The following is a 22209-nucleotide window of genomic DNA, read 5'->3' on the forward strand; positions in this document are numbered from 1 at the left end:
ATCACAACGCCCCGGCGCGCAAGCACCGGGGCGTTTCTTTTGTACTGGGTAATGACTGGGCTGTTACAGCGTGGCAGTGCGCGATTTTTCCAAGCGCGCCTCCGCCTGTCTCAGCACATTTTCCATCGGCCGCGAGAGCATGTGGCGGGCCTCCATATAAACAATGGAGGTTTCGCCCAGGAACAGGGCTTCCAGAAAAGAGATGCGGATCGCATCATAGAGTTCGGCATCGGCCCGCTCGAACAGGTCGGCGATCAGGCTCAGATATCTGCGTATGGCGACGTGATCGCGAGCAACGATGGCATCCCGGGCGACCAGCTTCATGGCTCCGACTTCCAGATGCACGATGCCGAAGTCGCTTTCTTCGATGCGCGCAGCGACCTCGGGCAGGTACAGGGTGACCTGTTTCATGAAATCGGCGCGCTTGACCAGCGGTTTGCTTTTCTGGTTCGATACCATGCGCCGCAATGAGGCAAAGGTCTTGAAATCGAGCAGATGCTCGAACGGCTGTGCGCTACCGTCGACAATCGGCAGGCTGGAGTTCGGCAATCCGGATGAGAGAAACGGGATCATGTTCTGCGCTCCTTGGGGTGGGTTGTCTGTACCCTATTCCCTTTTCGTTACATGGCGATGACGGAAAGGTTGCAGCCGGGTCCGGATCGCCCGCATGCCTCCGCGATGTCTTGGTCATGATGCGACCGGTTCGGAGGGGAGCGGCAAGACGGCGATAGTGTGGTTATAGTGGTTATAATTGAACCGTGAGATTGCCGTGTTTCCATGCATGGACTGAGACCAAGGAGGTCATATGGTGGACGAAGCGCTGAAGCGTTTGCTGGATGCGGAAGCCCGGGCGGAGCTTGTCATCGCCGGCGCGGAAGCCGAGCGGCAGAAGATCATCGATCAGGCCAGACTTGAAGTGCAGGTTCTGGAACGGCAGCATGCAGAGCGCATCAAGGAGATCCACGCCGCATTCCTTGCCCAATCCGCTCAGCGCGCGCAGCAGACCATCGCAGAACTGAAACGGCACAATACCGACCGTGCCGCATCCTTGCGGCATGCGGCCAAAGAGTCGGAATCGCAGGCGCTGGATACGGCCCTGGGACTGTTGACCGGCGGCGGGCCGACGGAACCATGATTGCCGCCGAATATGCCTACCTGAATGCGCGCGTCAATCTGCTTGCCGGCAAGCTGCTCGAGCCCGGACAAGTCGATGCGCTGATCGATCGTACCGGGGATGACACGGCCGGCGGTGTCGATCGGCAAGAGCGCACTGCCGGGCTGATGCATTACATCGGCGATCTGGACCAGAACAATGTCACGCTGTTGCTGCAGGATCTGGCGGTGCTGATCAGGCCGCTGTCCGGGGAGGCGCGCGAACTGTTGCGCTACTGGGCGCATCGTTTCGAACTCAACAACCTCAAGGTCATCATCCGCGGCAAGATGGCGGGGCAGCCGCAACAGGCGATCGAAGGGCAATTGCTGGACATGGGACGTTTCACCAGCCTGCCGCTTGCCGAACTGCTGCAGAGCGACTCGGCCGCAGAATTGCTGCGCCACCTGGAGCAGACGCCGTTTGCTGAACTTGCGCGCCAGGCGCGTCATTTGCTGGAGCAGGGCGAAGCCTTGTTCGCCCTGGATGCGGCACTCGACCGGCGCTATTTCGCCGGCCTGTCGAGGCGCAGCGGCAGTATCGACAACACGTCCGGCGGCTTCCTGCGCGGCATCATCGGCAGCATCATCGATCGCGTCAATCTGGTGTGGTTGCTGCGCTACCGCTTCGCTTACCGCCTGCCGCCGTCGCAGGCCTATTACCTGCTTATTCCCGCCAGCAACCGTTTGAGCGCGCAGCAATTGCAGCAGCTTTCGCAGCAGCCGACTTTCGAGGATGTGCTGGGCAATCTTGCCGAGCCTTATGCCGGCATGCTGGCAGGCGCGCGCAATACCACCGAAGTGACCTTGCGGCTGGAGCAGGAAACCTGGCGTGTGGCGGCGCATGCGCTCAACCACAGCGTATTCAATGTGGCGCGTGCGCTGGCCTATCTCGTGCTGCGCGAACGCGACTTGAGGCGCTTGCGCGCCATCGTTCGCGGCCACGATGTGCAGATGGATGCGGGAATGATACGCGCGGCACTCGGGCTGCACGACGCCCGTGCCGCAAGCGGGGAGTCCGGGCATGTTTAAGCCGGTCGCCATGCAGCGCGTCGAACTGAGCCTGCTAAAGGAGCATGCCTCCGAAGCGGCCTTGCTGCTGGCCGATCTTGCCTGCTTCGACCCGGAGGTCAGCGAGGTCACTGCAGCCGATCTGCCTGAACTTCCCGGCGAGGGGTACCGGCAGGTTTTTGCCGAATGCCGTTCCCGTCTCGACAAGATCCTCCTGCATTACGGCCTGCCTGACAGCGAAGGGCCGGTTTCGCCCACGCAGCCGGTCAGCCTGGCGAAACTTGCCGAACTCGATGAGTGGCTGAGGACGCTGTGGGATACCTGTTCCGAAGATCAGGAGCAGATGCGCAAATTGCGCGACGACCATCGGCGCACAGCGCAGATGCTCAAGGCGCTGGGCCAGTTCATGGACCTCAATATCGACCTCACCCTGTTGCAGAAGAACAGCCGTGTGCTGGACATCCGCGTCGGTACGCTGCCTCGCGCCAACGCGCAGCGTTTCGCTGAGGCGCTCGGCATGGCCGGATATGTCGCCATCGATTTCTTTACCGGCCCGGAGCAGGTGCACCTGATCATTGCCGGCACCACGGGACGCTCTGCTGAAGTGGAGCGGGTACTGCAAGCTGCAGGCTGGCGCATGACGGACATTCCCACGGAATTCCGTGGGCGTCCGGCGGAGGTTCGCCAGGAGCTGATCCAGCGCATGGCTCGCCTGGAGCAGCAGCAAGCGGAACTGCAGCGCAGCACGGATGCTGCACAGAGTCAGTTGCGCGACCGCCTGCTCGATGCGGGGCAGCAGCTTGCCCGTGCCGCCCCGTTTGCCGAGCTTGCGGTCCTGATGCGCGGTCGCGGCAACCTGGTCATGGTCAGCGGCTGGATACCGAAAGGCCGAGCTGCGCAGTTGCACGCCATGCTGGAACATCGCTTCGGCGACCGCTTTGTGTTGCACGCGCGCGATCCGATCCCGCAGGAGCATATGCGGGTCCCGTCGCTGATCAGCCATCACCGCTGGTTGCGTCCCTTTGCCAGCCTGGTGCTGAATTATGGTGTGCCGCGCTACGACGAGATCGACCCGACCGTACTGTTCGCCCTTTCCTATGTGCTGATGTTCGGCATGATGTTCGGCGATGTGGGGCAAGGGGCGACGATCGCCCTTGCCGGTGCATTGTTACGGCGGCGCCTGGGGCAATATGCCGCACTGGCCGTTGCGGCGGGCATCAGTTCCGCCTTTTTCGGCCTGCTCTATGGCAGCGTGTTCGGCTTCGAACAGCTGCTGCCGGCCTTGTGGATGCCGCCGCTTTCCGATCCCCTGCGCATGCTGGGCGTGGCTCTGGGCTGGGGGATAGGTTTCATCGTGCTGGCCACGGCACTGACCATCCGCAACCGCATCGCAGCGGGGCGAATGCGGGAGGCGCTGCTCGACAGCCACGGTGCGGCAGGACTGTCGCTGTACCTGGGGCTGGTGTTTGCCGGTTACCGCTACGCCACCGCAGGGACATTCGGGATCGCCACCTTGTTGCTGGTATGCAGCTCGCTGGGCATGATCATTGCCCATTCGTGGCAGCACAGCAGCGGTGCGGCGACCTGGGAGCGGATACTGATCGCCCTGATGGAAGGCTTCGAGACGGTGATGGGCTATGTTTCAAACACGCTGTCTTTCCTGCGGCTGGCGGCATTCAGCCTCAACCATGTGGCGCTGACCATCGCCATCTTTACCATCGGCAGCATGATGCATGCGACGGGATACTGGGTCAGCGTGGTGCTGGGCAATATCTTCATCCTGCTGCTGGAAGGCGGCATCGTGGCCATCCAGACGCTGCGCCTGGAATACTATGAGGGTTTCTCGCGTTTCTTCAGCGGCGACGGACGGGCTTTCCGTCCGCTTACGCTGGGCGGCAAGCGCGAATGGGCCAGCTAGATTTCCCCTCTCCAGATTTTCAAGCATCCGCCTGGCGGGGCCGGAGAGGCTGGCGCATGCCTGATGCGGGAGATGGTTTCGTCTAAAATATATTGCAATAAACGTATTTGCGGTAGAATGCGCGCCACGCGTTCATGCCTGGCACGCGTGTTTTACGAATGATTTTCAATTGAAAACGAGGAGTGTTATGAAGAGTTATATCGCCGCACTGTTGGTTGCATTGTCGCTGGTTGCCTGTGCATCGAGCAACAAGACCGATACATCCAAATCGCCGACCCAGGACAACGCAAAGCAGGCGCAAGCGGATGCCAACAGCGCCCAAGTGGCTGCGGCCGAGCAGGCGCAGCTGCTTCAGCAATTGAGGAAAGATAGCGTCTATTTTGACTATAAGAAATCGGCCGTGAAATCCGAATTTGGCGAGGTGATCAAGAAACAGGCCGAATTCATTCGCGCCCACAAGAACGACACCGTGACCCTGGAAGGCAACTGCGACGAGCGCGGCAGCGACAAATACAACCTGGCGCTGGGAAGTCGGCGTGCCGATGCGGTCAGCCGTCAACTGCAGCTCCTGGGCGTGCCGAAGGCGCAGATCAAGCTGGTCAGCTATGGCAAAGAGAAGCCCCGTTCTGCCTGTCATGACGAAAGCTGCTGGAAAGACAACCGCCGGGTCGATTTCAACCACAAACTGAACCAGTGATTTGCAGAGCAGTGTCAGAGTTGGAGGGGCGCAAGCCCCTCTCTTTTTTGGATACAGGCGGTGACGCTGTCTTCTGATTGCATGCCGTGTTTCTGGGGAGCGATTTGAATTCCTTCAAAAACTGGAAAAGCCACTTGGTCTTCTGGATCGGTGCCTGCGCGGTCGGCGTGGTCTCAATCTTGTTTGCGCTTGCCAGCAACCAGGCGCAAGCCCTCTTTCGCAAAACCGTTTCCATTTCTCCGTTGCTTCCGTTGATCGTCACGCCGATCGGCTTTGCAGCGGTGGTCTATCTGACTCGGCGTTTTTTTCCGGCCGCACAAGGCAGCGGCATCCCTCAAACCATCGCCGCCCTGGAAACCCCGTCTGCCGGTTTGCGCGGTGCCATGCTTTCCTTGCGGATAGCTGTAGCGAAGATATTCCTCACCATCATGGGCCTGCTATCGGGTGCTTCGATCGGGCGCGAAGGACCGACCGTGCAGATCGGCGCTTCGATCATGCATAACCTGGGCCGGTTCGCGCATTACTCGCGCAACGAACTCGACAAGGGACTGATCCTGGCAGGCGGTGCGGCAGGGATCGCGGCCGCTTTCAACACTCCGCTGGCCGGGATCGTATTCGCCATCGAAGAGCTGAGTCGCGCCTTCGAACAGCGCACCAGCGGTACGATACTGATCGCAGTGATCCTGGCGGGCATCGTGTCGCTGGCGATGCTGGGTAACTATGCCTACTTCGGCCATACTTCGGTCACCCTGGCGCTGAACGGCGAATGGGCCGCCGTCGTTGCTTGCGGACTCGCTGGAGGCTTGCTGGGGGGCGCGTTCAGCCGCTTGCTGATTCTGTCCAGCCGCGGCCTGCCCGGCAGGGCAGGCGTGTTGATGCAAGAAAGGCCGGTGGTGTTTGCGATGCTGTGTGGCCTGCTCCTGGCCATGCTTGGCATCGCTTCCGGCAGTACGATCTATGGTACCGGCTATGACGAAGCAAGGGGGATACTGGAAGGCACCCGGGCAACCGAGGGGTTTGGTTTCTACAAAATGCTGGCGACGATAGTGAGCTATCTTAGCGGGATTCCCGGCGGGATATTCGCGCCGTCCCTTGCGGTGGGGTCAGGATTCGGTGCATCGCTCGCCACGGTGATGCCGGGGGTGCCTATGCAGGCCATGGTGATCCTGGGCATGGTGGCCTATTTCTCGGGTGTGGTGCAAACACCGATCACCGCTTTTGTGATCGTGATGGAGATGACGGATGACCACAATATGCTGCTGCCGCTGATGGCGACCTCCTTCATCGCTTTCGGCGTATCGCGGATCGTTTGCCCGGTTTCGCTATACCAGGCCCTGGCACAGAGATTCCTGTCCGGCAAGAGTGCCGAAGAGCCTGCAAAGTCCGGCATGTCCTGAGAGGTGCGGACTCCATTTGCCATCAGTCTGGCGGCGGGACAACCGGCTTCGGGGAATTGCCGACCGGGCATTGCACACCTGCCGCAGCATTCGGTAGCCAGCCATGGGTATCCCGGCCAGGATGCCGATGATATATTTGTTGTACTAAAAATGGCGTCGGCTTGAATCGGGGATCTCAAATGAAAAAATTGCATGCTGTTGCATTCGCCTTGGCAATCCTGCCTTTTGCCGCAATGGCCGCCGATCAGGGGCTGTACTACGTCGCAGCCGGTGCGGGCACCGGCGGGGCCAATTACAGTATCGGGGCTGGGACGAACGTGGACATACTGGAGATCAGTTCGATCAAACTGGGCGGCGTCGAGGGCAATGGCTCCGCCAGGTTCGAGGGTTTGTCGCTGGTCCAGAATGCGACCCCGGTGCATGATTTCAATTTGATGTTTCGCGTCGGTTTCGGCAGGACGACCACGACTTTTGCCAATGGCGCTTCTGCCATCAGGACCGGTTTCAGCAACGGCGTCATCTTCGGTCTTGGCGGACAATACCAGTTAAACAGGCACCTAGCGGTCCGTAGCGAGCTGAATCGCATCACTTATGCCGCCTCTGCCGACGGCAGGCTGGTCGGGATCGGCTATCCCGTATCGGTCAGCGCATTGGTGAGCTTCTGATCTCCTGAATCAGCTGCCCGCTGCAAGGGCCCGATCATCCGGGCTGCGCTTGAGGCGCATTTTGACTCCGTGCGGAACAAGGCGTAAGTTTGGCGCTCAAGCGCGGTTCGACGTGTTTTCGGGAATCGCCGGGGTCGGGAAAACAGCGGGAAGGGGGCAGCATGAAATATCGCTTGCTGGGCCGTACTGGCTTGTATGTCTCTGAAATGTGCCTGGGTGCCATGACCTTCGGCGGCGATGGATTCTGGAAAGTCATGGGTGGCCTGGACCAGGCGGCGGTGAACGCGCTGGTCAAGCAGGCCCATGCTGCAGGAATCAATTTTATCGATACGGCCAACGTCTACTCCCTGGGACAATCCGAAATGCGTGTCGGGCAGGCCATCAAGGATCTGGGCTTGCCTCGCAACGAACTGGTGATTGCCACCAAGGCGACTGGCATCATGAACGATCTGCCCAACGGTCGCGGCCAGTCGCGCTATCACCTGATGAATGAACTGGATGCCAGCCTGCGGCGCCTCCAACTGGATCATATCGATCTGTATCAATTGCACGGCTTCGACCCGCTGACGCCGCTGGAAGAATCGCTGGCGACATTGAACGACATGGTGCGCTCGGGCAAGGTGCGCTACATCGGCCTGTGCAACATGGCGGCCTGGCAGATCATGAAGGCATTGTCGATTTCGGACGCCAAGGGATGGGAGCGCTTTGCCAGCGTCCAGGCCTACTACACCCTGGCCGGGCGAGATCTCGAACGCGAAATCATTCCCCTGATCGGCGACCAGAAACTGGGACTGATGGTCTGGAGCCCGCTGGCGGGCGGATTGCTGAGCGGAAAGTATGGTCGTGACGGCAAAGGGCCTGCCGGTAGCCGTCGCAACGAATTCGACTTTCCCGTCGTCGACAAAGAGCGTGCCTATGCCTGCGTGGACGTCATGCATCCGATCGCGGCCAGGCGCGGCGTGAGCGTTGCGCAAATCGCCCTGGCCTGGCTGCTGGCGCAACCAGCGGTATCGTCGGTCATCATCGGAGCCAGGACCGTGGAACAGCTGCATGACAATATCGGTGCGACGCAACTTTGCCTGACCCCGGAAGAGCTGGCAGAGCTGGACAGGGTGAGCAGGTTGCCGGCCGAATACCCGGGCTGGATGCTGGAATTGCAGGGGAAGTACAGGGAGGTTCAGCCGGTGTGCAATTAGACCGGGAACATCGACAAAGCGCAGTGTGTTTGCAACAGGGCAGTGGCTGCAAGGAGGAAGAACTAAAGCGGAATGTCTCCGGTGGTGCATCGCATGGAGGGACTCGGCACAGTACCGGCAACAGATCTTAACCAATCAAGGGGGGCACATGGAAAAGACTCAGGATGCTTGGAACGAAAACGGCGAACCTCGGAAGGTACGCAGCATGGGATGGCGGGAGCTGTATCTGAAGGAGGACTGGTGGGCCATCTATCTGGGGTTGGGCATCATCCTTGCCGCGTATCTCTTCTTCATCAATGGCAGCAGCATCAAGTGGATCGCCATCAGTCCGGCGAAGTGGCATACACCGGATGAAGCGTGGGCGAACTTCACCGGCCATCTCAACCAGTATCTGATGCAATTCGTCATGTGGTCGCTGATCTTTACGGTCAGCCTCAAGGCCCTCAGGTTCAAGCTGTCGGAATTCCTGCCGTCGTTCCTGTTCGTCTACGTCTTTTCCATCGTCATATTCACCGTCGGGGCATGGGATCAGGCGAGCCGCTACAATCTGGAACCGCCTTTGCTGGCGCTGGCATTGGGGCTGCTGATCTCGAATCTGGGCGGCTTGCCCAAATGGATGGATGCCGGATTCCGCGTGGAGTACTACATCAAGACGGGGATCGTGCTGCTCGGAGCCACGCTGCCTTTCACGTTGATCGTGTGGGCGGGGCCGGTGGCCGTGGTGCAGGCAACCATCGTTTCGGTCACCACCTTCGCGGTGATCTATTTCACGGCCAAGCGCATGGGGCTGGACCGGCGCCTGGCCGCCACGCTTGGCGCGGGGGGCGCGGTTTGCGGTGTGTCCGGTGCGATCGCAATCGCCGGTGCCGTGGGGGCCAAGAAGGAACATGCGCCTATCGCCATCACGATGGTGATCGTATGGGCGATCGTCATGATCTTCCTGTTGCCGCTGGCCTCGCGTGCCCTGCAGTTGCATACCGGGGTCGCCGGCGCGTGGATAGGCACTTCCGAATTCGCCGACGCAGCTGGTTTTGCCGCGGCACAGGCCTACGGCAACCTGGCAGGAAATGTCCCCGGCATCGCCGGTACTGCGGATGACGCGGTATTCGGTTTCACCCTGATGAAAGTGATCGGCCGCGACGTGTGGATCGGCGTGTGGGCGTTCCTGTTCGCGTTGATCGCGACCACCCGCTGGGAAGTGAAAGCCGGCAGCAAGCCGGATGCAGCCGAGATCTGGTGGCGGTTTCCGAAGTTCGTACTGGGTTTCTTCGTGGCCTCAGTACTCATCACCGTGATCGCATCCGGCTACAGCCAGGCTGACTACAACAAGATCGTCAAACCTGACCTCGTCGTCCCGATATTGAATCTGCGGACCTGGGCGTTCATCTTCTGTTTCTTCAGCATCGGCCTCACCACCCGCTTCCGCGAACTGGCCAGTGCCGGCGTCAAACCCTTCCTGGCCTTCACCAGCGGGGTGGTGGTGAACGTGATCCTTGGTTTCGTGCTGTCCACGATGGTGTTTGCGAATTACTGGTCGAACCTGAAACATTGATCGGCATGCGCATCCCCGGCCCTTGCCGCGGGTGCGCATGCACCGCTATGGAGGTTCTGATGGCTAAAGATGCAGATCGGGAATGCTGTTTCAACTGCGTGCATTTCCGCAATTCGCCGGAATATCTGGAGAGCGTCTATCGGGGACTGCAGACCATGAGTTCCGGGCATGCTTCGGTACGCAAGGACGACGGTATCTGCGTGCTGCACGATCTGTACCTGTCGGCCGATGCCCGATGCGAACAGTACATTGGTGCGTGAGATGAGCGCGGTCATCACAGCCAGACGCGGCGGGATCTGCACCGGTATGGCCTGCGCCAGGACTGTCGTGGACAACCGTTGCGGGGAATACGACCCGGACGCGCATTTGTCGTAAGATTCGGAATACCGGAATTCAACGAGAAAGGATCAACCATGTACTGGCTCACTGCAATGATCGGCCTGAACCTGCTGCTTACCCTGGGCGTGGGTATCTATCTGGAGTTCCGCCCGATGCGGGACGGCGTGCGTGCGCAGCGCTGGTGGAGGGGGACGATGGCGGCAAACCTGCTGCTGTTCGTGTCCGCCAGCATCGGATTACTGGCGCTGGGCATGCACGATGCGGTGGCGCAGGAAACGGCTACAGCGCACGGCGAGATATCCGTCGGCCTGGGGCTGGCATTGCTCGGAGCCGGCCTGCCGACCGGACTGGCGGCTTTCGGTGCCGGGCTGGCGGTCGGGCCGGTGGGGGCCGCATCTCTTGCCATCATCTCCGAAAAACCGGAAATGTTCGGCCGTACGCTGATCTACCTGGGGCTGGCTGAAGGTATCGCCATCTATGGCCTGGTGGTCACCATCCTGCTGCTGGGCAAGATCGCATGAACATGATCCAGCCGTCAGCCTCCGCCAGGCCGTCGAGCAGCCTGGCCCCGGCGCGCATGATCGCTTTCGGCAGTGCCGCGCTGATGGAGGGGTTCGCCCTGATCGGTTTTGAGACTTACGTCGATCCTGCGGCGGAAACCATCGAAGGGCTGATGCATGAATTGATGCGCGATCAGCAGGGGGCGCTGGTGGTGATCGAGCAGAGCCTTGCGCGCAACGCCGGACGCAATCTGGCGCGGGCCCAGCGCGAGGGCGGCCGCATCATCATCACCGAGATACCGGAGATCCACTTGTCCGCCAGCTACCATTCGCGCGTGGAGAACCTGGTGCAGGAAGTGCTGGGCGCGACCGCGCTGGAGAACCGGGAATGAATGAGCCGGATCAGATCGGCGGCCTGGAGGCCGCGCTGACAGAACGCGCCAACAAGCTGGCGGCGGAGTATCTGGAATATGCCCGTCAGACGCGCGAGCAGATACTGGCCGACGCCAAGATGCGCCTGCATCTGGAGGAGGAGCGCGAGGTGCTTGCTGCCAAGGCACACGCCGAACGGATATACCAGCAGCAGGTGCAGGCGGCGGAACTGCAGCTCCATGCGGAACTGGACCGCCTGCGCATACAACTGGTCCAGTCGGTGCTGGATGGAATTCCCGGGCGTCTTGCCCAGCTGGCTGCCGACGAGCAGCGTTATCTGCCGCTGCTACTCGAGTGGCTGCGCGAAGGTGCGCAGGCCATCGAACGCGACGACCTGGTGGTGCAGGTCAATCGCCGCGACTGGCAACGCCTGCAGGCAGGCTGGGGCGATTTTGCCAGGCAGGCCGCGCCGGCCAAGATGCTGCGGCTGTCGGCCGAAACCATCGAATGTTCCGGCGGTGTGCTGCTCGTCAGTGCGGACAACGACATCCGTTTCGACAATACCTTCGAAGGTCGCCTGGAGCGGATGAGCGAAACAATGCAAACCACCATCAATGAACGGCTGAGTCCGGTCGCGCAGGAGGCACATGGAAGGTAAGGTCGTCGAAGTCAACGGGCCGCTGGTCACTGTGCAGCTGGCCGATGTGCGTACCGGCGAACAGGTCAGGATTGGCCGGCTCGAATTGATGGGCGAGGTGATCGCCCGCCATGGCGAGCGCGCATTGGTGCAGATGTACGAACCCACCGAATCGCTGCGTCCCGGCGAGCCGGTCACCGCACTCGGTCATCCGCTGTCGGTGGAACTCGGTCCGGGATTGCTGGGGGGCATCTTCGACGGCGTACAGCGCCCGCTGCTGGAACATGCACGGCAGCACGGCGACTATATCCCGCGCGGTGTGCACATCCCGCCGCTGGACCGCGCCCGCCTGTGGCGCTTCGAGCCGGCCCCGGACCTGGCCGTTGGCATGCGCGTCGAGCAGGGGGTTGTGCTGGGCAGCGTGCAGGAGACGCAAACGATTGCCCACCGCATCCTGGTGCCACCGGGTATCAGCGGCGAATTGCTGGAGATCGTCGGGGCCGGCGAGATCACCGTGGAAGCTGTGGTGGCGCGCGTCAAGACCGATCCTGGCGCCATCCAGGAGCTGAAGCTGTTCCACCGCTGGCCGGTGCGCAGCCCGCGTCCATACCGCCAGCGCAACGATGCGGTGGCGCCGCTGATCACCGGGCAGCGCATCCTCGATACGTTCTTTCCGCTGGTTAAAGGAGGGCGTGCGGCCGTACCCGGTCCGTTCGGCGCGGGCAAGACCATGGTGCAGCAGCAGATCGCACGCTGGGCCGATGCCGACATCGTGATCTATGTCGGTTGCGGCGAGCGCGGCAACGAGCTGGTCGACATCCTGGAGAGCTTCCCGCAGCTCACCGATCCCAACACCGGGCGCTCGCTGATGGAACGCACGCTGCTGGTCGCCAATACCTCGAACATGCCGGTGGTGGCCCGCGAGGCCTCGATCTACGTGGGGGTCACGCTGGCCGAGTATTACCGCGACCAGGGGTATGACGTGGTGATGGTGGCCGACTCCACCAGCCGCTGGGCGGAAGCGCTGCGCGAAGTGGCAGGACGTCTTGGCCAGATGCCGGTGGAGGAGGGCTATCCGGCCTACCTGGCCTCGCGTCTGGCCGCGTTCTACGAGCGCGCAGGGCGGGTGCAGACCCTGGCAGGCGGTACCGGTTCGATCACCTTGATCGGTGCCGTCTCGCCGCCCGGCGGCGACTTCTCCGAACCGGTCACCAGCCATACCAAGGAGATCGTGCAGACCTTCTGGGCATTGACCAAGGAGCTGGCCGATGCGCGCCATTATCCTGCCGTGGACTGGGTGGAGAGCTTTTCAGGCTATGTCGCGAGTTGCAGCGGCTGGTGGGCGGAGCATGTCGATCCGCGCTGGGCGGAGCAGCGTGCGGCGGCGCTGGAGATACTGGCGCAGGCAGACGAACTGGCACGCATCGTCAACCTGGTCGGTCCCGAAGCGCTGTCGCCGCAGCAGCGCTGGGCGCTCGAAGGCGTCGCGCTGTTCCGCGAAGGCGTGTTGCAGCAAAGCGCGCTCGATCCGGTGGACAGCTATTGTTCGCCGCAGAAGCAATTCGCGCTGCTCGACCAGATGTTGTCCATCTACCAGCAGGGACTGGACATGCTGGAGCTGGGCGTGCCGGTGCAGGAACTGTTGCGCCTGCCGCTGCTGGCGGATGCGCAGCGCCTTAAAGGCAAATATGCCAACGACCAGCTGGAGGGGCTGGGCAAGTTCGCCACCCAGGCCACGGCTGAGTTCGAGCGGCTGCGCGACGAATATGCGCAACACGGAAAGGCGGTGGCATGAGCGAAAAGGAATACCGGCTGGCATCGGCAGCACGCGGCGGACTGCTGTACATGCGTGGGGTACCGGGAGTGGCCCTGGGCGACCGTGTGGTGGTACGCGACCATAGCGGCCGCCGCCGCAACGGCCAGGTGATCCGCACCTCCGATGCCGTGGTGCTGATCCAGGTGCTGGAAGGCACGGACAACCTCGATCTGGAACGCACCTGGGTACGCTTCCTCGACCAGCCGTTCGAGGTGGCGCTGAGCCCGGACATCCTGGGGCGCGTGTTCAACGGCCTGGGTCTGCCGCGCGACGAACGTCCGCCGCTGTTCTCCAAGCTGAAGCGCAACGTCAATGGTGCGCCGGTGAATCCCGCTGCACGGGCCTATCCGCGCGAGTTCATCCAGACCGGAATTTCGTCGATCGACGGGCTCAACTCGCTGGTGCGCGGACAGAAGCTGCCGATCTTCTCCGGCTCCGGGCTGCCTCACAACCGCCTGGCTGCGCAGATTGTGCGGCAGGCCAAACTGCCCGGCGAAGAGTCGCATTTCGCCGTGGTGTTCGTCGCCATGGGCGTGTCCTATTCCGATGCCCTGTTTTTTCGCAAGACCTTCGCCGACAGCGGTGTCCTGCGCAACGTGGTGATGTTCCTCAACCTGGCGGACGAGCCCACCATCGAGCGCCTGATCATGCCGCGTGCGGCGCTGACGGTGGCGGAATACCTGGCGTTCGACCTTGACCTGCATGTGCTGGTGGTGATGACCGACATGACGCACTACGCCGAAGCGCTGCGCGAGGTCGCCACCGCCAAGGGCGACGTGCCGGCCCGCAAGGGCTACCCCGGCTACCTCTACTCCGATCTGGCCGAGATCTATGAGCGGGCCGGGCGCATCCGCGAGAAGCACGGCTCCATCACCATGGTGCCGGTGGTCTCGATGCCTTCCGACGACATCACCCACCCCATCCCCGACCTGACCGGCTACATCACCGAAGGGCAACTGGTATTGAGCCGCAACCTCAACAACCTGGGCATCTATCCGCCGGTGGACATCCCGCCTTCACTGTCGCGCCTGATGAAGGATGGCATCGGCAAGGACCATACGCGCGAAGACCACTCCCGGGTCGCCAGCCAGCTCTATGCTTCCTATGCCCGCGCGCTGGAGGTGCGCAACCTTGCCTCCATCATCGGTGCCGAGGACCTTTCCGAGATCGACCAGGACCATCTCGCCTTTGCCGATGCCTTCGAGCGGCGATTCGTCGGGCAGCGCGAGGATGAGGAACGCAGCATTATCGAGACGCTGAACCTGGCCTGGGACATCCTGTCGCTGCTCCCGCCGCAGGCATTGACCCGTTTGCGAGCGACCGACCTGGACAAATACCATCACTGGCAATCCGCGGCGGCGGGCGAGAAATGAAAGGCCTGCTGAAGGTACGTCCGACCAAGAGCACGCTGCTTGCGCTGCGGCGCCAGGTGGTGTCGCTGCAGCACGGACACGATCTGCTGGAACGCAAGCGCGAACTGCTCACCAGGCTGGTGCACCAGCGCCTGAAGAAATACCGCGAATTGCGCCTGAATGTGCGGGATGCCCTGCAGCAGACCTATCACTGGGTGGCCATCGCCCACATGCGCATGGGCAGCACGCAATTGCGCCAGGCCGTGATCGGGCTCAAGCCGGCCTTGACGATCACCATCCTGCCGCGCAGCAGTATCGGTATCGAATACCCGACGGTGTCGGTGGAAAGCGCCCCGATTTTGCCCGTGGGCCTGATGTGGACCGATGCCAGCTTTGACGAGGCCAGGAGCCGCATGACGGAGACCGCTGCCTTGCTGGCGCACCTGGGGGAGGCGGAGACCGCGCTGTGGCGCTTGCTGACCGAGCAGCGAAAGACCCAGAAGCGCGTCAATGCGCTGAAGTACAACGTCATCCCGCGTTACCGGGCCACCATACACCACATCGAATCCATCCTGTCCGAGGAAGAGCGCAACACCCTGTTCCAGCTCAAGGTGATGCGCGAGCAGATCGAGGCGGCCGAAGGCGCCTAGGCCGAAACGGCGGTTCCGGGGCGAGCTTCAGGCGGGGTGCAACACGCCATCCACCAGGCGCAACTGCCGCTGCATCCTGCCGGCGAGTTCAAGGTCGTGGGTGACGATGATGAAGCTGGTGTTGAGCCTGGCGTTGAGCGTTTGCATCAGGTCGAACAGGGCGGAGGCCGACGCGCGATCCAGGTTGCCGGTAGGTTCGTCGGCCAGCACGCAGGCCGGCTGGGTGACCAGGGCGCGTGCGACGGCGACACGCTGGCGTTCGCCGCCGGAGAGTTCGGCGGGCAGATGCCTGATGCGCGACGCCAGACCCACTTGTTCCAACATGGCAGCAGCCTGGGGATGCGCTTCGGCGGGTTTCATGCCGCGGATCAGCAGCGGCATGGCCACATTCTCCAGCGCGGTGAATTCGGGCAGCAGGTGGTGGAACTGGTAGACGAAGCCGAGCGAGCGGTTGCGCAGTTCGCCGCGCTGAGTTTCGTTCATGGCCGCCACGTCCTGGCCGAGGATGCTGACGCTGCCGCTGGTGATCGTATCGAGACCGCCGAGCAGGTGCAGCAGGGTACTCTTGCCCGAACCGGAGGCGCCGACGATGGCGACGCGTTCACCCTGCGCGACGTCGAGATCGATCCCGTGCAGCACCGGTACGGTCAGATCGCCCTGCGTGTAGGTCTTGTGCAGGTCGCGGCAGGAGATGACGTGCTGGGGCTTATTCATAGCGCAGCGCTTCCGCAGGTTGGGTCTTGGCCGCGCGCCAGCTCGGATAAAGCGTGGCGAACAGGCTGATGAAGAAGGACATGCCGGCGACAACCAGCACATCGCCCTTTTGCAGGTCGGACGGCAGTTCGCTGATGTAATAGAACTCCTTGGACAGGAACTGCACGCCGAACAGGTGTTCGATGAAGGGCACGATGGTGCCGATGTTGAGGGCGATCAGCACGCCGCCGATGACACCCGCTCCCATGCCGATGAGCCCGATCAGCATGCCTTGCACCATGAATATCTGCATGATGCTCCTGGGTGAAGCACCCAGTGTGCGCAGGATGGCGATGTCGGCCTGCTTGTCGGTGACCGCCATCACCAACGTGGAGACGATATTGAAGGCGGCAACCAGTACGATCAGCGACAGGATGATGAACATCATGCGTTTCTCCATCGCGACCACGCTGAAGTAATTGGCGTTCTGGCGCGTCCAGTCGGTGGCATAGCTGTCCCTGGGCAATTTCTCTTCCAGTGCGGCGCTGATTTGCGGCGCCAGGTCCAGGTTGTGCAGGCTGCCGCTGATGCCGCTAACGCTACCGCCCATGCGGTAGAGCTTCTGGGCGTCCTCGAGCCGAATCAGGGCGAGCGAATTGTCATAGGGGGCCATGCCGATTTCGAAGATGCCGACCACATGGAATTGCTTCAGGCGCGGCAGCATGCCGGCCGGGGTGATCTGTCCCTGCGGCGTGATCAGCAGTACGCTGTCGCCGATATGCGCACCCAGCGCGCGCGCCAGGTCGACGCCGAGCACGATATTGAATTCGCCAGCACGCAGGTCGTTCAACGAACCGCGCTTCATCTTGTCGCCGAGTGCGGTCAGACGCTGTTCGGCGTCGGGCAGGATGCCGCGCACCATCACGCCCTGCACGTTGTCGTTCAGCGACACCATGCCCTGGCCGTCGACGTACGGCGCGGCAGCGCGCACCTCGGGCTGTTTGGCGACGATGTCCAGCACATGCTGCCAGTCGTTGAGCTGGCCATTCTCGCTGACGACCTGCAGGTGAGGGGTGACGCCCAGGATGCGGGCGCGGATCTCTTTCTGGAAGCCGTTCATCACCGACAGCACCACGATCAGCGCCATCACGCCGAGGCCGATACCCAACATGGAGATCATCGAGATGAAGGAGATGAAATGATTGCGGCGCTTGGCGCGGGTGTAGCGAAGGCCGATGAATAATTCGTAAGGTTGCAAAACGCGAGCTCGTAATGACGACGAGTCGCTAGTTTGCCATAAGTACCCGCCGAGCGGGATGTTAAACTTCCGCCATGGAACATGTTCACTTGCTCATCCCTGGTCTTTTTCCCCCGCCAGATATCGCTGCCGAAGCCTGTGCCGGATTGCGGGTGCCGGTGCTGGAAAGATTGCTGTCCCGCGCAGGCGTGCGTGCCTCGGCAACCGGTACGCTGGAGGATCGTTTTTGTGCCGCATTCGGAGTGCAGGCCGTGGCACCGGTTCGTGCAGCAGCCGATGGGCTGGAGACGGGAGGGAGCTACTGGCTGTGCGCCGACCCGGTGAATCTGCAACTGCAGCATGCGCAAGTCATGCTGCTGGATGTTGTGCCGGGCCCGGATGAAGCGAACGCGCTATGCGCTTCCCTGAACGAGCATTTCACCGGCATGGGGCTGCGTTTCTCGGCACCGCATCCGCAACGCTGGTATGTGCAGCTGGAGGCCGAGCCGCAGATGACGACTTCGCCCTTGCGCCTGGCGGCGGGGAGTGATGCAAAACTGCATCAGCCACAAGGGACGGATGCGTTGGGCTGGCAGCGGATCGCCACGGAGGTGCAGATGCTGCTGTATGCGCACCCGGTGAATCGGGCACGCGAGGCGCGCGGCGAGATGATGGTCGGCAGTTTGTGGTTCTGGGGCGGCGGCCGGGCCAGGCCGCCGGTGCAGGTTTTCGATGCGGTCGGCGGGGATGGCGAACTGGTCGGCATGTTTGCCCGGGTGGCCGGCATCCCCCGGCCCGCATCGTTGCAGGCGATGTTCGCAGGGGATGGCAAGAGCGGCCTGTGGGCATGCGGGATGCCGGATGCCGCAATGCGGCGTGGCGATGTGTACGCCTGGCGGGAAGCGGTGCAGCAGGTGGAACGGGAACAGGCGCAGCCTTTGTTGCAGGCATTGCAGGCGGGACGTTTGCGTCGCCTGACGCTGGAGGTGATATGCGAGCAAGTCGTACAGCGTTTCGAACTGGAGCGCGGCGATGCATGGAAGCTCTGGCGGGCGGCGCGGTCGCTGGCTGGATACGCAGTGTAGAATGAATTCTATTTCGTACGGGTGCGGACTATGGGTTTCTGGGACAGCATGATGGGATTTTTCTGGAGCGACGTGTCGTTCCCCCTGCTGGTCATGGTGTTGTGCATCGCGTTCGTGCTTCTGCATTTCCGGCACGAAGACCGTGCGAGCCTGTTCAACACCGTCAGCTTCTTCTTCATCTGCCTGTTCGGGCAATTCTTCAGCGCGCTGCTGCATGCCCTGGAGTTCCAACGCGCTGCAGACGTGACGCACGAGATATTCGTCATCGGTGCGGGCATCGCGGTGATCAGGCTGTGGGGGCTGCTGGTGTTCCGCATCGTCCTGCCTGCCATCAGGCTCAAGCCTCCCCGCATTACCGAAGACATCTTCGTCATCGTCGCCTACATGGCCTGGTTCATGGTGCGTCTGCGCTATGCCGGGCTTGACCTGGGCAGCATCCTGGCGACATCGGCGATGATCACCGCAGTGGTCGCCTTTGCCATGCAGGATACCCTGGGCAACATCCTCGGCGGCCTGGCGCTGCAGCTGGACAATTCGATCGAGGTAGGCGACTGGATCAAGGTGGACGATCTCTCCGGCAGGGTGGTGGACATCCGCTGGCGTTCCACGCTGGTGGAGACGCGCAACTGGGAGACCGTGGTGTTCCCCAACAGCCAGCTGATGAAGAACAAGTTCATGGTACTGGGACGGCGGAGCGATCAGCCGGTGCAATGGCGTCGCTGGGTATGGTTCGACGTGGGGCTGGATGTCGCCCCCGCACGGGTGATGAGTACGGTGGAGGACTCCATCCTGCAGACCGAGATCGCCAATGTGGCCAAGAATCCCGCACCCAACTGCGTGCTGATGAATCTCGACGGCAAGGGCTATGCACGCTATGCCCTGCGCTACTGGCTGACCGATCTGGCTGCCGACGATCCGACCGATGGCCTGCTGCGCTGGCATATCATGGCCGCCTTGCAAAGGGCGGGTATCAAGCTGGCGGTGGAGGAACAAAACATCCACCTGACCAAGGAGAACGAAAAGTACGACGAGATGGTGCGCCAGCGGGAGGTGCAACTGCGCGTCAAAACCCTGCGCCGGGTCGAATTGTTCTCGCAGCTGAACGAGGTTGAATTGCGCGGCCTGGCCGAGCGCCTGCGGTATTCCCCGTTCGCCAGGGGCAATGTCATCACCCGGCAGGGGGACGAGCGTTCGCACTGGCTGTACATCATCATCAACGGCGAGGCCGAGGTGTATGTGGATCTGCCCAACGGCAAGCGGCGCATGGTCAGGTCGCTGAATCGCGGCAGTTTTTTCGGCGAGATGGGGCTGATGACCGGGGCGCCGCGCTCGGCCTCGGTCATCGCCAAGACCGATGTGGAGTGCTATCGCATCGACAAGGACGTGGTCGAGGAACTGCTGCACGCGCGTCCGGGCATCGCCGAGGAGGTCTCGCATATCCTGGTCACGCGTCGGGCCGAACTGGACGAGGCGATGCAGAATCCGGATGCGACCGGATCGCACAAGGATCTGTCGCAGCAGCGCAGCGAGATACTCGCTACAATCAAGCGGTTCTTTTCGCTTGGCTGAAAGCAGGGCTGAAATTTAGGGCTTAATTCGCGGGGCGGCTTCCTGTATCATTCGCCCCGGACAACACGGATATAGTGCAGATGAAAGTCACCTTTCTGGATTTCGAACAGTCTGTCTCCGAACTGGAGAACAAGATCGAGCAATTGCGTTTTGTGCAGGACGATTCGGCGCTCGATATCTCCGACGAGATCGGCAGGCTGCAAAAGAAAAGCCAATCGCTGACCAAGGATATCTATGCCAAGCTCACACCGTGGCAGATATCGCAGGTTTCGCGCCATCCGCAGCGCCCCTACACGCTGGATTACATCCAGCACCTGTTCACCGATTTCGAGGAACTGCATGGCGACCGCAACTATGCGGACGATCCCGCCATCGTCGGCGGCCTGGCCCGCTTCAACGGGCAGAGCGTGATGGTGATCGGCCATCAGAAAGGCCGTGACACCAAGGAGCGCCAGTACCGAAACTTCGGCATGCCGCGCCCGGAAGGCTATCGCAAGGCGATGCGCCTGATGCGCCTGGCCGAGAAATTCGGCATCCCGATCATGACCTTCATCGACACCCCGGGCGCCTATCCTGGCGTGGGCGCGGAAGAACGCGGCCAGTCCGAGGCCATCGGCAAGAACCTGTATGTGATGGCAGAACTGAAGGTGCCGATCATCTGCACCATCATCGGTGAAGGCGGTTCCGGTGGTGCGCTGGCCATCGCCGTCGGCGATGCGATGCTGATGCTGCAATATGCGACTTACTCAGTGATCTCGCCGGAAGGTTGCGCTTCCATCCTGTGGAAGAGCGCAGACAAGGCGGCCGATGCGGCAGAGACGCTGGGCATCACGGCCACGCGCCTGAAGACGCTGGGGCTGGTCGACAAGATCGTCAGCGAACCTCTGGGTGGCGCGCACCGCGATTATCCGGCGATGATGCAATCCCTGAGGAAAGCTTTGCAGGACTCGCTCAAGCAAGTGCAATCTCAAACCACGGATGAGATGTTGCAGGCGCGCTTCAGCCGCTTGATGAGCTATGGCAAGTTCAAGGAAATCGAACTTAGCTGACACCGTTGCGGCGCGTCTCGCGCCGTTGCTTCCCACGCGCAGTCATATACTGGTCGGCCTGAGCGGCGGCATGGATTCGGTCGTGCTGCTGCATCTGCTGCACACGCTTGCGGCCCGCTTCGAATGGCGGCTTTCCGCCCTGCATGTCCACCATGGCATCAGTCCGAATGCCGATGCGTGGGCCGATTTCTGCAGCGATCTGTGCGTGCGCTATGGCATCCCGCTGCATCTCCACCATGTCGATATTGCTCCGTTGCGCGACCGGCACGGGATCGAAGCAGCCGCACGCAAGCTGCGCCATGCCGCTTTCGCCGGAACGGACTGCGACGCCGTAGCGCTGGCACACCATGCCGACGACCAGGTGGAAACCCTGCTGCTGCAATTGTTGCGCGGCGCTGGCATCAAGGGGGCGGCTGCGATGCCTGTTTTCAAGCCGGCCACGCGGGACACGCCTGCGACGGTGCGACCGTTGCTGGACATCTCGCGCAGCATGTTGCACGAATATGCGCACCATCATGGTCTGCGCTGGGTGGAAGACGAGAGCAACGTTGACGAGCGTTACCCACGCAATTTCCTGCGCCATCGCCTGCTGCCTTTGCTGGAGGAACGCTTTCCCGCTTACCGCGAAACACTGGTACGCAGCGCAGGCCATTTTGCCGAAACATCCAGCCTGCTCGACGAGCTGGCGCGGCAGGATGCGCAAGGCATGGCGCTGGACGCGGCGCTCGATATCCGGCCCCTGCGCGAACTTGCCGCCCACCGGGCAAAAAATCTGCTGCGTCATTTCCTGCAAATCCAGGGCGCACCTATGCCGCATAGCGCGCAACTCGATGAAATGCTGCACCAATTGCTCGCCGCCCGGGACGATGCCGCAGTATGCGTCGGGTTCGGCGAGTGGCAGCTGCGACGCTATCAGGACAAGGCTTACGTATCCCGTTCCGCAGGCTGGTTCGACCGGAGTCTGGTGCTGCCCTGGCAGGGAGAGTCAGAATTGCAATGGCCCGCTTTGGACACGGTCATCCATTTTCGCGACAGTCGGCAGCAGGGGATCAGTCTGGCGAAATTGCGGCGAGCGCCGGTGACAGTGCGTCTGCGCGGCGGCGGGGAATCGTTGCGGCCGGGTCCCGCTGCGACGACGCGCAGCCTGAAGAACCTGCTGCAGGAACATCATGTCCCGCCCTGGCGACGGGAACGATTACCGTTGCTGTACAGCGGCGAGCAGCTGGTGTGTGTGGTGGGCGTAGGCATCCACGCCGAATATCAGGCAGCAGCGGGAGAGGCCGGTGTGTTGGTGTCTTTGGCATAATTGGACTATGATTCCGCGA

At 61.9% G+C, this 22209-nt stretch carries 22 protein-coding genes; 19 read left to right on the plus strand and 3 right to left on the minus strand.

Annotated features, from left to right (window positions below; genetic code table 11):
* Positions 1-63: 63 nt before the first annotated feature.
* Positions 64-573 (minus strand): hypothetical protein, encoded by a 510-nt coding sequence (locus tag L6418_RS05790; protein ID WP_237248526.1) that lies wholly within the window; start codon positions 571-573, stop codon positions 64-66.
* Positions 574-805: 232 nt separating this feature from the next.
* On the opposite strand from L6418_RS05790, the gene L6418_RS05795 reads away from it, so the two are divergent.
* The 15 genes from L6418_RS05795 to L6418_RS05865 all read left to right on the plus strand — a co-directional run bounded on the left by L6418_RS05795 (position 806) and on the right by L6418_RS05865 (position 15251).
* Complete coding sequence (locus tag L6418_RS05795) at positions 806-1135, plus strand: hypothetical protein (protein ID WP_237248527.1); 330 nt, start codon at positions 806-808, stop codon at positions 1133-1135.
* Positions 1132-2181, plus strand: a complete 1050-nt coding sequence (locus tag L6418_RS05800) for a V-type ATPase subunit (RefSeq protein ID WP_237248528.1) — start codon at positions 1132-1134, stop codon at positions 2179-2181. The genes L6418_RS05795 and L6418_RS05800 overlap by 4 nt, the downstream gene beginning before the upstream one ends.
* Positions 2174-4078, plus strand: coding sequence for a V-type ATP synthase subunit I (locus L6418_RS05805; protein WP_237248529.1), 1905 nt, complete (start codon positions 2174-2176; stop codon positions 4076-4078). The genes L6418_RS05800 and L6418_RS05805 overlap by 8 nt, the downstream gene beginning before the upstream one ends.
* 187 nt (positions 4079-4265) lie before the next feature.
* Positions 4266-4775 carry a peptidoglycan-associated lipoprotein Pal gene (pal, locus tag L6418_RS05810; RefSeq protein WP_237248530.1) on the plus strand — a complete coding sequence of 170 codons (510 nt, stop codon included), beginning with the start codon at positions 4266-4268 and terminating at the stop codon, positions 4773-4775.
* A gap of 104 nt (positions 4776-4879) precedes the next feature.
* Entirely contained in the window at positions 4880-6172 is a 1293-nt protein-coding gene (locus L6418_RS05815) for a chloride channel protein (RefSeq protein ID WP_237248531.1), read from the plus strand.
* Between the two features lie 179 nt (positions 6173-6351).
* Positions 6352-6837 (plus strand): hypothetical protein, encoded by a 486-nt coding sequence (locus tag L6418_RS05820; protein WP_237248532.1) that lies wholly within the window; start codon positions 6352-6354, stop codon positions 6835-6837.
* Between the two features lie 161 nt (positions 6838-6998).
* The gene (locus L6418_RS05825; protein ID WP_237248533.1) at positions 6999-8033 is read left to right on the plus strand and encodes an aldo/keto reductase; all 1035 of its coding nucleotides are present in this window, start codon (positions 6999-7001) and stop codon (positions 8031-8033) included.
* Positions 8034-8181: 148 nt separating this feature from the next.
* A complete protein-coding gene (locus L6418_RS05830; protein WP_237248534.1) occupies positions 8182-9585 on the plus strand; it encodes a YeiH family protein in 1404 nt (467 codons plus the stop codon).
* A 59-nt stretch (positions 9586-9644) separates the two neighbouring features.
* On the plus strand, positions 9645-9845 hold the full coding sequence (locus L6418_RS05835; protein ID WP_237248535.1) for a hypothetical protein: 201 nt from the start codon (positions 9645-9647) through the stop codon (positions 9843-9845).
* A gap of 153 nt (positions 9846-9998) precedes the next feature.
* Positions 9999-10445 carry an ATP synthase subunit C gene (locus L6418_RS05840; RefSeq protein WP_237248536.1) on the plus strand — a complete coding sequence of 149 codons (447 nt, stop codon included), beginning with the start codon at positions 9999-10001 and terminating at the stop codon, positions 10443-10445.
* Complete coding sequence (locus tag L6418_RS05845) at positions 10442-10816, plus strand: V-type ATP synthase subunit F (protein ID WP_237248537.1); 375 nt, start codon at positions 10442-10444, stop codon at positions 10814-10816. Before L6418_RS05840 ends, L6418_RS05845 begins: the two co-directional genes overlap by 4 nt.
* Positions 10813-11454, plus strand: coding sequence for a V-type ATP synthase subunit E (locus L6418_RS05850; protein WP_237248538.1), 642 nt, complete (start codon positions 10813-10815; stop codon positions 11452-11454). The genes L6418_RS05845 and L6418_RS05850 overlap by 4 nt, the downstream gene beginning before the upstream one ends.
* Positions 11444-13228 (plus strand): V-type ATP synthase subunit A, encoded by a 1785-nt coding sequence (locus L6418_RS05855; RefSeq protein WP_237248539.1) that lies wholly within the window; start codon positions 11444-11446, stop codon positions 13226-13228. The genes L6418_RS05850 and L6418_RS05855 overlap by 11 nt, the downstream gene beginning before the upstream one ends.
* A complete protein-coding gene (locus L6418_RS05860; protein WP_237248540.1) occupies positions 13225-14622 on the plus strand; it encodes a V-type ATP synthase subunit B in 1398 nt (465 codons plus the stop codon). Before L6418_RS05855 ends, L6418_RS05860 begins: the two co-directional genes overlap by 4 nt.
* The gene (locus tag L6418_RS05865) at positions 14619-15251 is read left to right on the plus strand and encodes a V-type ATP synthase subunit D (protein WP_237248541.1); all 633 of its coding nucleotides are present in this window, start codon (positions 14619-14621) and stop codon (positions 15249-15251) included. Before L6418_RS05860 ends, L6418_RS05865 begins: the two co-directional genes overlap by 4 nt.
* Positions 15252-15278: 27 nt before the next feature.
* Here the strand turns inward: L6418_RS05865 and lolD are convergent, their stop codons facing one another.
* On the minus strand, positions 15279-15965 hold the full coding sequence (gene lolD / locus L6418_RS05870; RefSeq protein WP_237248542.1) for a lipoprotein-releasing ABC transporter ATP-binding protein LolD: 687 nt from the start codon (positions 15963-15965) through the stop codon (positions 15279-15281).
* Positions 15958-17202 (minus strand): lipoprotein-releasing ABC transporter permease subunit, encoded by a 1245-nt coding sequence (locus L6418_RS05875; RefSeq protein WP_237248543.1) that lies wholly within the window; start codon positions 17200-17202, stop codon positions 15958-15960. The genes lolD and L6418_RS05875 overlap by 8 nt, the downstream gene beginning before the upstream one ends.
* 74 nt (positions 17203-17276) lie before the next feature.
* Here L6418_RS05875 and L6418_RS05880 point away from each other — a divergent pair, with 74 nt between their 5' ends.
* The 4 genes from L6418_RS05880 to tilS all read left to right on the plus strand — a co-directional run bounded on the left by L6418_RS05880 (position 17277) and on the right by tilS (position 22190).
* Positions 17277-18266: a hypothetical protein gene (locus L6418_RS05880; RefSeq protein ID WP_237248544.1), complete on the plus strand. Its 990-nt coding sequence runs from the start codon at positions 17277-17279 to the stop codon at positions 18264-18266.
* Positions 18267-18296: 30 nt separating this feature from the next.
* The gene (locus L6418_RS05885; RefSeq protein ID WP_237248545.1) at positions 18297-19835 is read left to right on the plus strand and encodes a mechanosensitive ion channel family protein; all 1539 of its coding nucleotides are present in this window, start codon (positions 18297-18299) and stop codon (positions 19833-19835) included.
* 80 nt (positions 19836-19915) lie between these two features.
* Positions 19916-20884 carry an acetyl-CoA carboxylase carboxyltransferase subunit alpha gene (locus L6418_RS05890; RefSeq protein ID WP_237248546.1) on the plus strand — a complete coding sequence of 323 codons (969 nt, stop codon included), beginning with the start codon at positions 19916-19918 and terminating at the stop codon, positions 20882-20884.
* Positions 20853-22190, plus strand: a complete 1338-nt coding sequence (gene tilS / locus L6418_RS05895) for a tRNA lysidine(34) synthetase TilS (RefSeq protein ID WP_237248547.1) — start codon at positions 20853-20855, stop codon at positions 22188-22190. The genes L6418_RS05890 and tilS overlap by 32 nt, the downstream gene beginning before the upstream one ends.
* Positions 22191-22209 lie beyond the last annotated feature (19 nt).

The sequence above is a fragment of the Sideroxyarcus emersonii genome, from assembly GCF_021654335.1.
GTDB lineage: Bacteria > Pseudomonadota > Gammaproteobacteria > Burkholderiales > Gallionellaceae > Sideroxyarcus > Sideroxyarcus emersonii.

What these genes read in the sequence shown, in the direction of transcription:
- L6418_RS05800 (WP_237248528.1), top strand. Translation starts at nt 1,132, where the DNA reads ATGATTGCCGCCGAATATGCCTACCTGAATGCGCGCGTCAATCTGCTT.
- L6418_RS05885 (WP_237248545.1), top strand. Translation starts at nt 18,297, where the DNA reads ATGGGTTTCTGGGACAGCATGATGGGATTTTTCTGGAGCGACGTGTCG.
- L6418_RS05795 (WP_237248527.1), top strand. Translation starts at nt 806, where the DNA reads ATGGTGGACGAAGCGCTGAAGCGTTTGCTGGATGCGGAAGCCCGGGCG.
- L6418_RS05880 (WP_237248544.1), top strand. Translation starts at nt 17,277, where the DNA reads ATGGAACATGTTCACTTGCTCATCCCTGGTCTTTTTCCCCCGCCAGAT.
- L6418_RS05830 (WP_237248534.1), top strand. Translation starts at nt 8,182, where the DNA reads ATGGAAAAGACTCAGGATGCTTGGAACGAAAACGGCGAACCTCGGAAG.
- L6418_RS05835 (WP_237248535.1), top strand. Translation starts at nt 9,645, where the DNA reads ATGGCTAAAGATGCAGATCGGGAATGCTGTTTCAACTGCGTGCATTTC.
- L6418_RS05855 (WP_237248539.1), top strand. Translation starts at nt 11,444, where the DNA reads ATGGAAGGTAAGGTCGTCGAAGTCAACGGGCCGCTGGTCACTGTGCAG.
- L6418_RS05820 (WP_237248532.1), top strand. Translation starts at nt 6,352, where the DNA reads ATGAAAAAATTGCATGCTGTTGCATTCGCCTTGGCAATCCTGCCTTTT.
- L6418_RS05845 (WP_237248537.1), top strand. Translation starts at nt 10,442, where the DNA reads ATGAACATGATCCAGCCGTCAGCCTCCGCCAGGCCGTCGAGCAGCCTG.
- L6418_RS05865 (WP_237248541.1), top strand. Translation starts at nt 14,619, where the DNA reads ATGAAAGGCCTGCTGAAGGTACGTCCGACCAAGAGCACGCTGCTTGCG.
- tilS (WP_237248547.1), top strand. Translation starts at nt 20,853, where the DNA reads ATGGCAAGTTCAAGGAAATCGAACTTAGCTGACACCGTTGCGGCGCGT.
- L6418_RS05840 (WP_237248536.1), top strand. Translation starts at nt 9,999, where the DNA reads ATGTACTGGCTCACTGCAATGATCGGCCTGAACCTGCTGCTTACCCTG.
- L6418_RS05850 (WP_237248538.1), top strand. Translation starts at nt 10,813, where the DNA reads ATGAATGAGCCGGATCAGATCGGCGGCCTGGAGGCCGCGCTGACAGAA.
- lolD (WP_237248542.1), bottom strand. Translation starts at nt 15,965, where the DNA reads ATGAATAAGCCCCAGCACGTCATCTCCTGCCGCGACCTGCACAAGACC.
- L6418_RS05860 (WP_237248540.1), top strand. Translation starts at nt 13,225, where the DNA reads ATGAGCGAAAAGGAATACCGGCTGGCATCGGCAGCACGCGGCGGACTG.
- L6418_RS05790 (WP_237248526.1), bottom strand. Translation starts at nt 573, where the DNA reads ATGATCCCGTTTCTCTCATCCGGATTGCCGAACTCCAGCCTGCCGATT.
- L6418_RS05805 (WP_237248529.1), top strand. Translation starts at nt 2,174, where the DNA reads ATGTTTAAGCCGGTCGCCATGCAGCGCGTCGAACTGAGCCTGCTAAAG.
- L6418_RS05825 (WP_237248533.1), top strand. Translation starts at nt 6,999, where the DNA reads ATGAAATATCGCTTGCTGGGCCGTACTGGCTTGTATGTCTCTGAAATG.
- pal (WP_237248530.1), top strand. Translation starts at nt 4,266, where the DNA reads ATGAAGAGTTATATCGCCGCACTGTTGGTTGCATTGTCGCTGGTTGCC.
- L6418_RS05890 (WP_237248546.1), top strand. Translation starts at nt 19,916, where the DNA reads ATGAAAGTCACCTTTCTGGATTTCGAACAGTCTGTCTCCGAACTGGAG.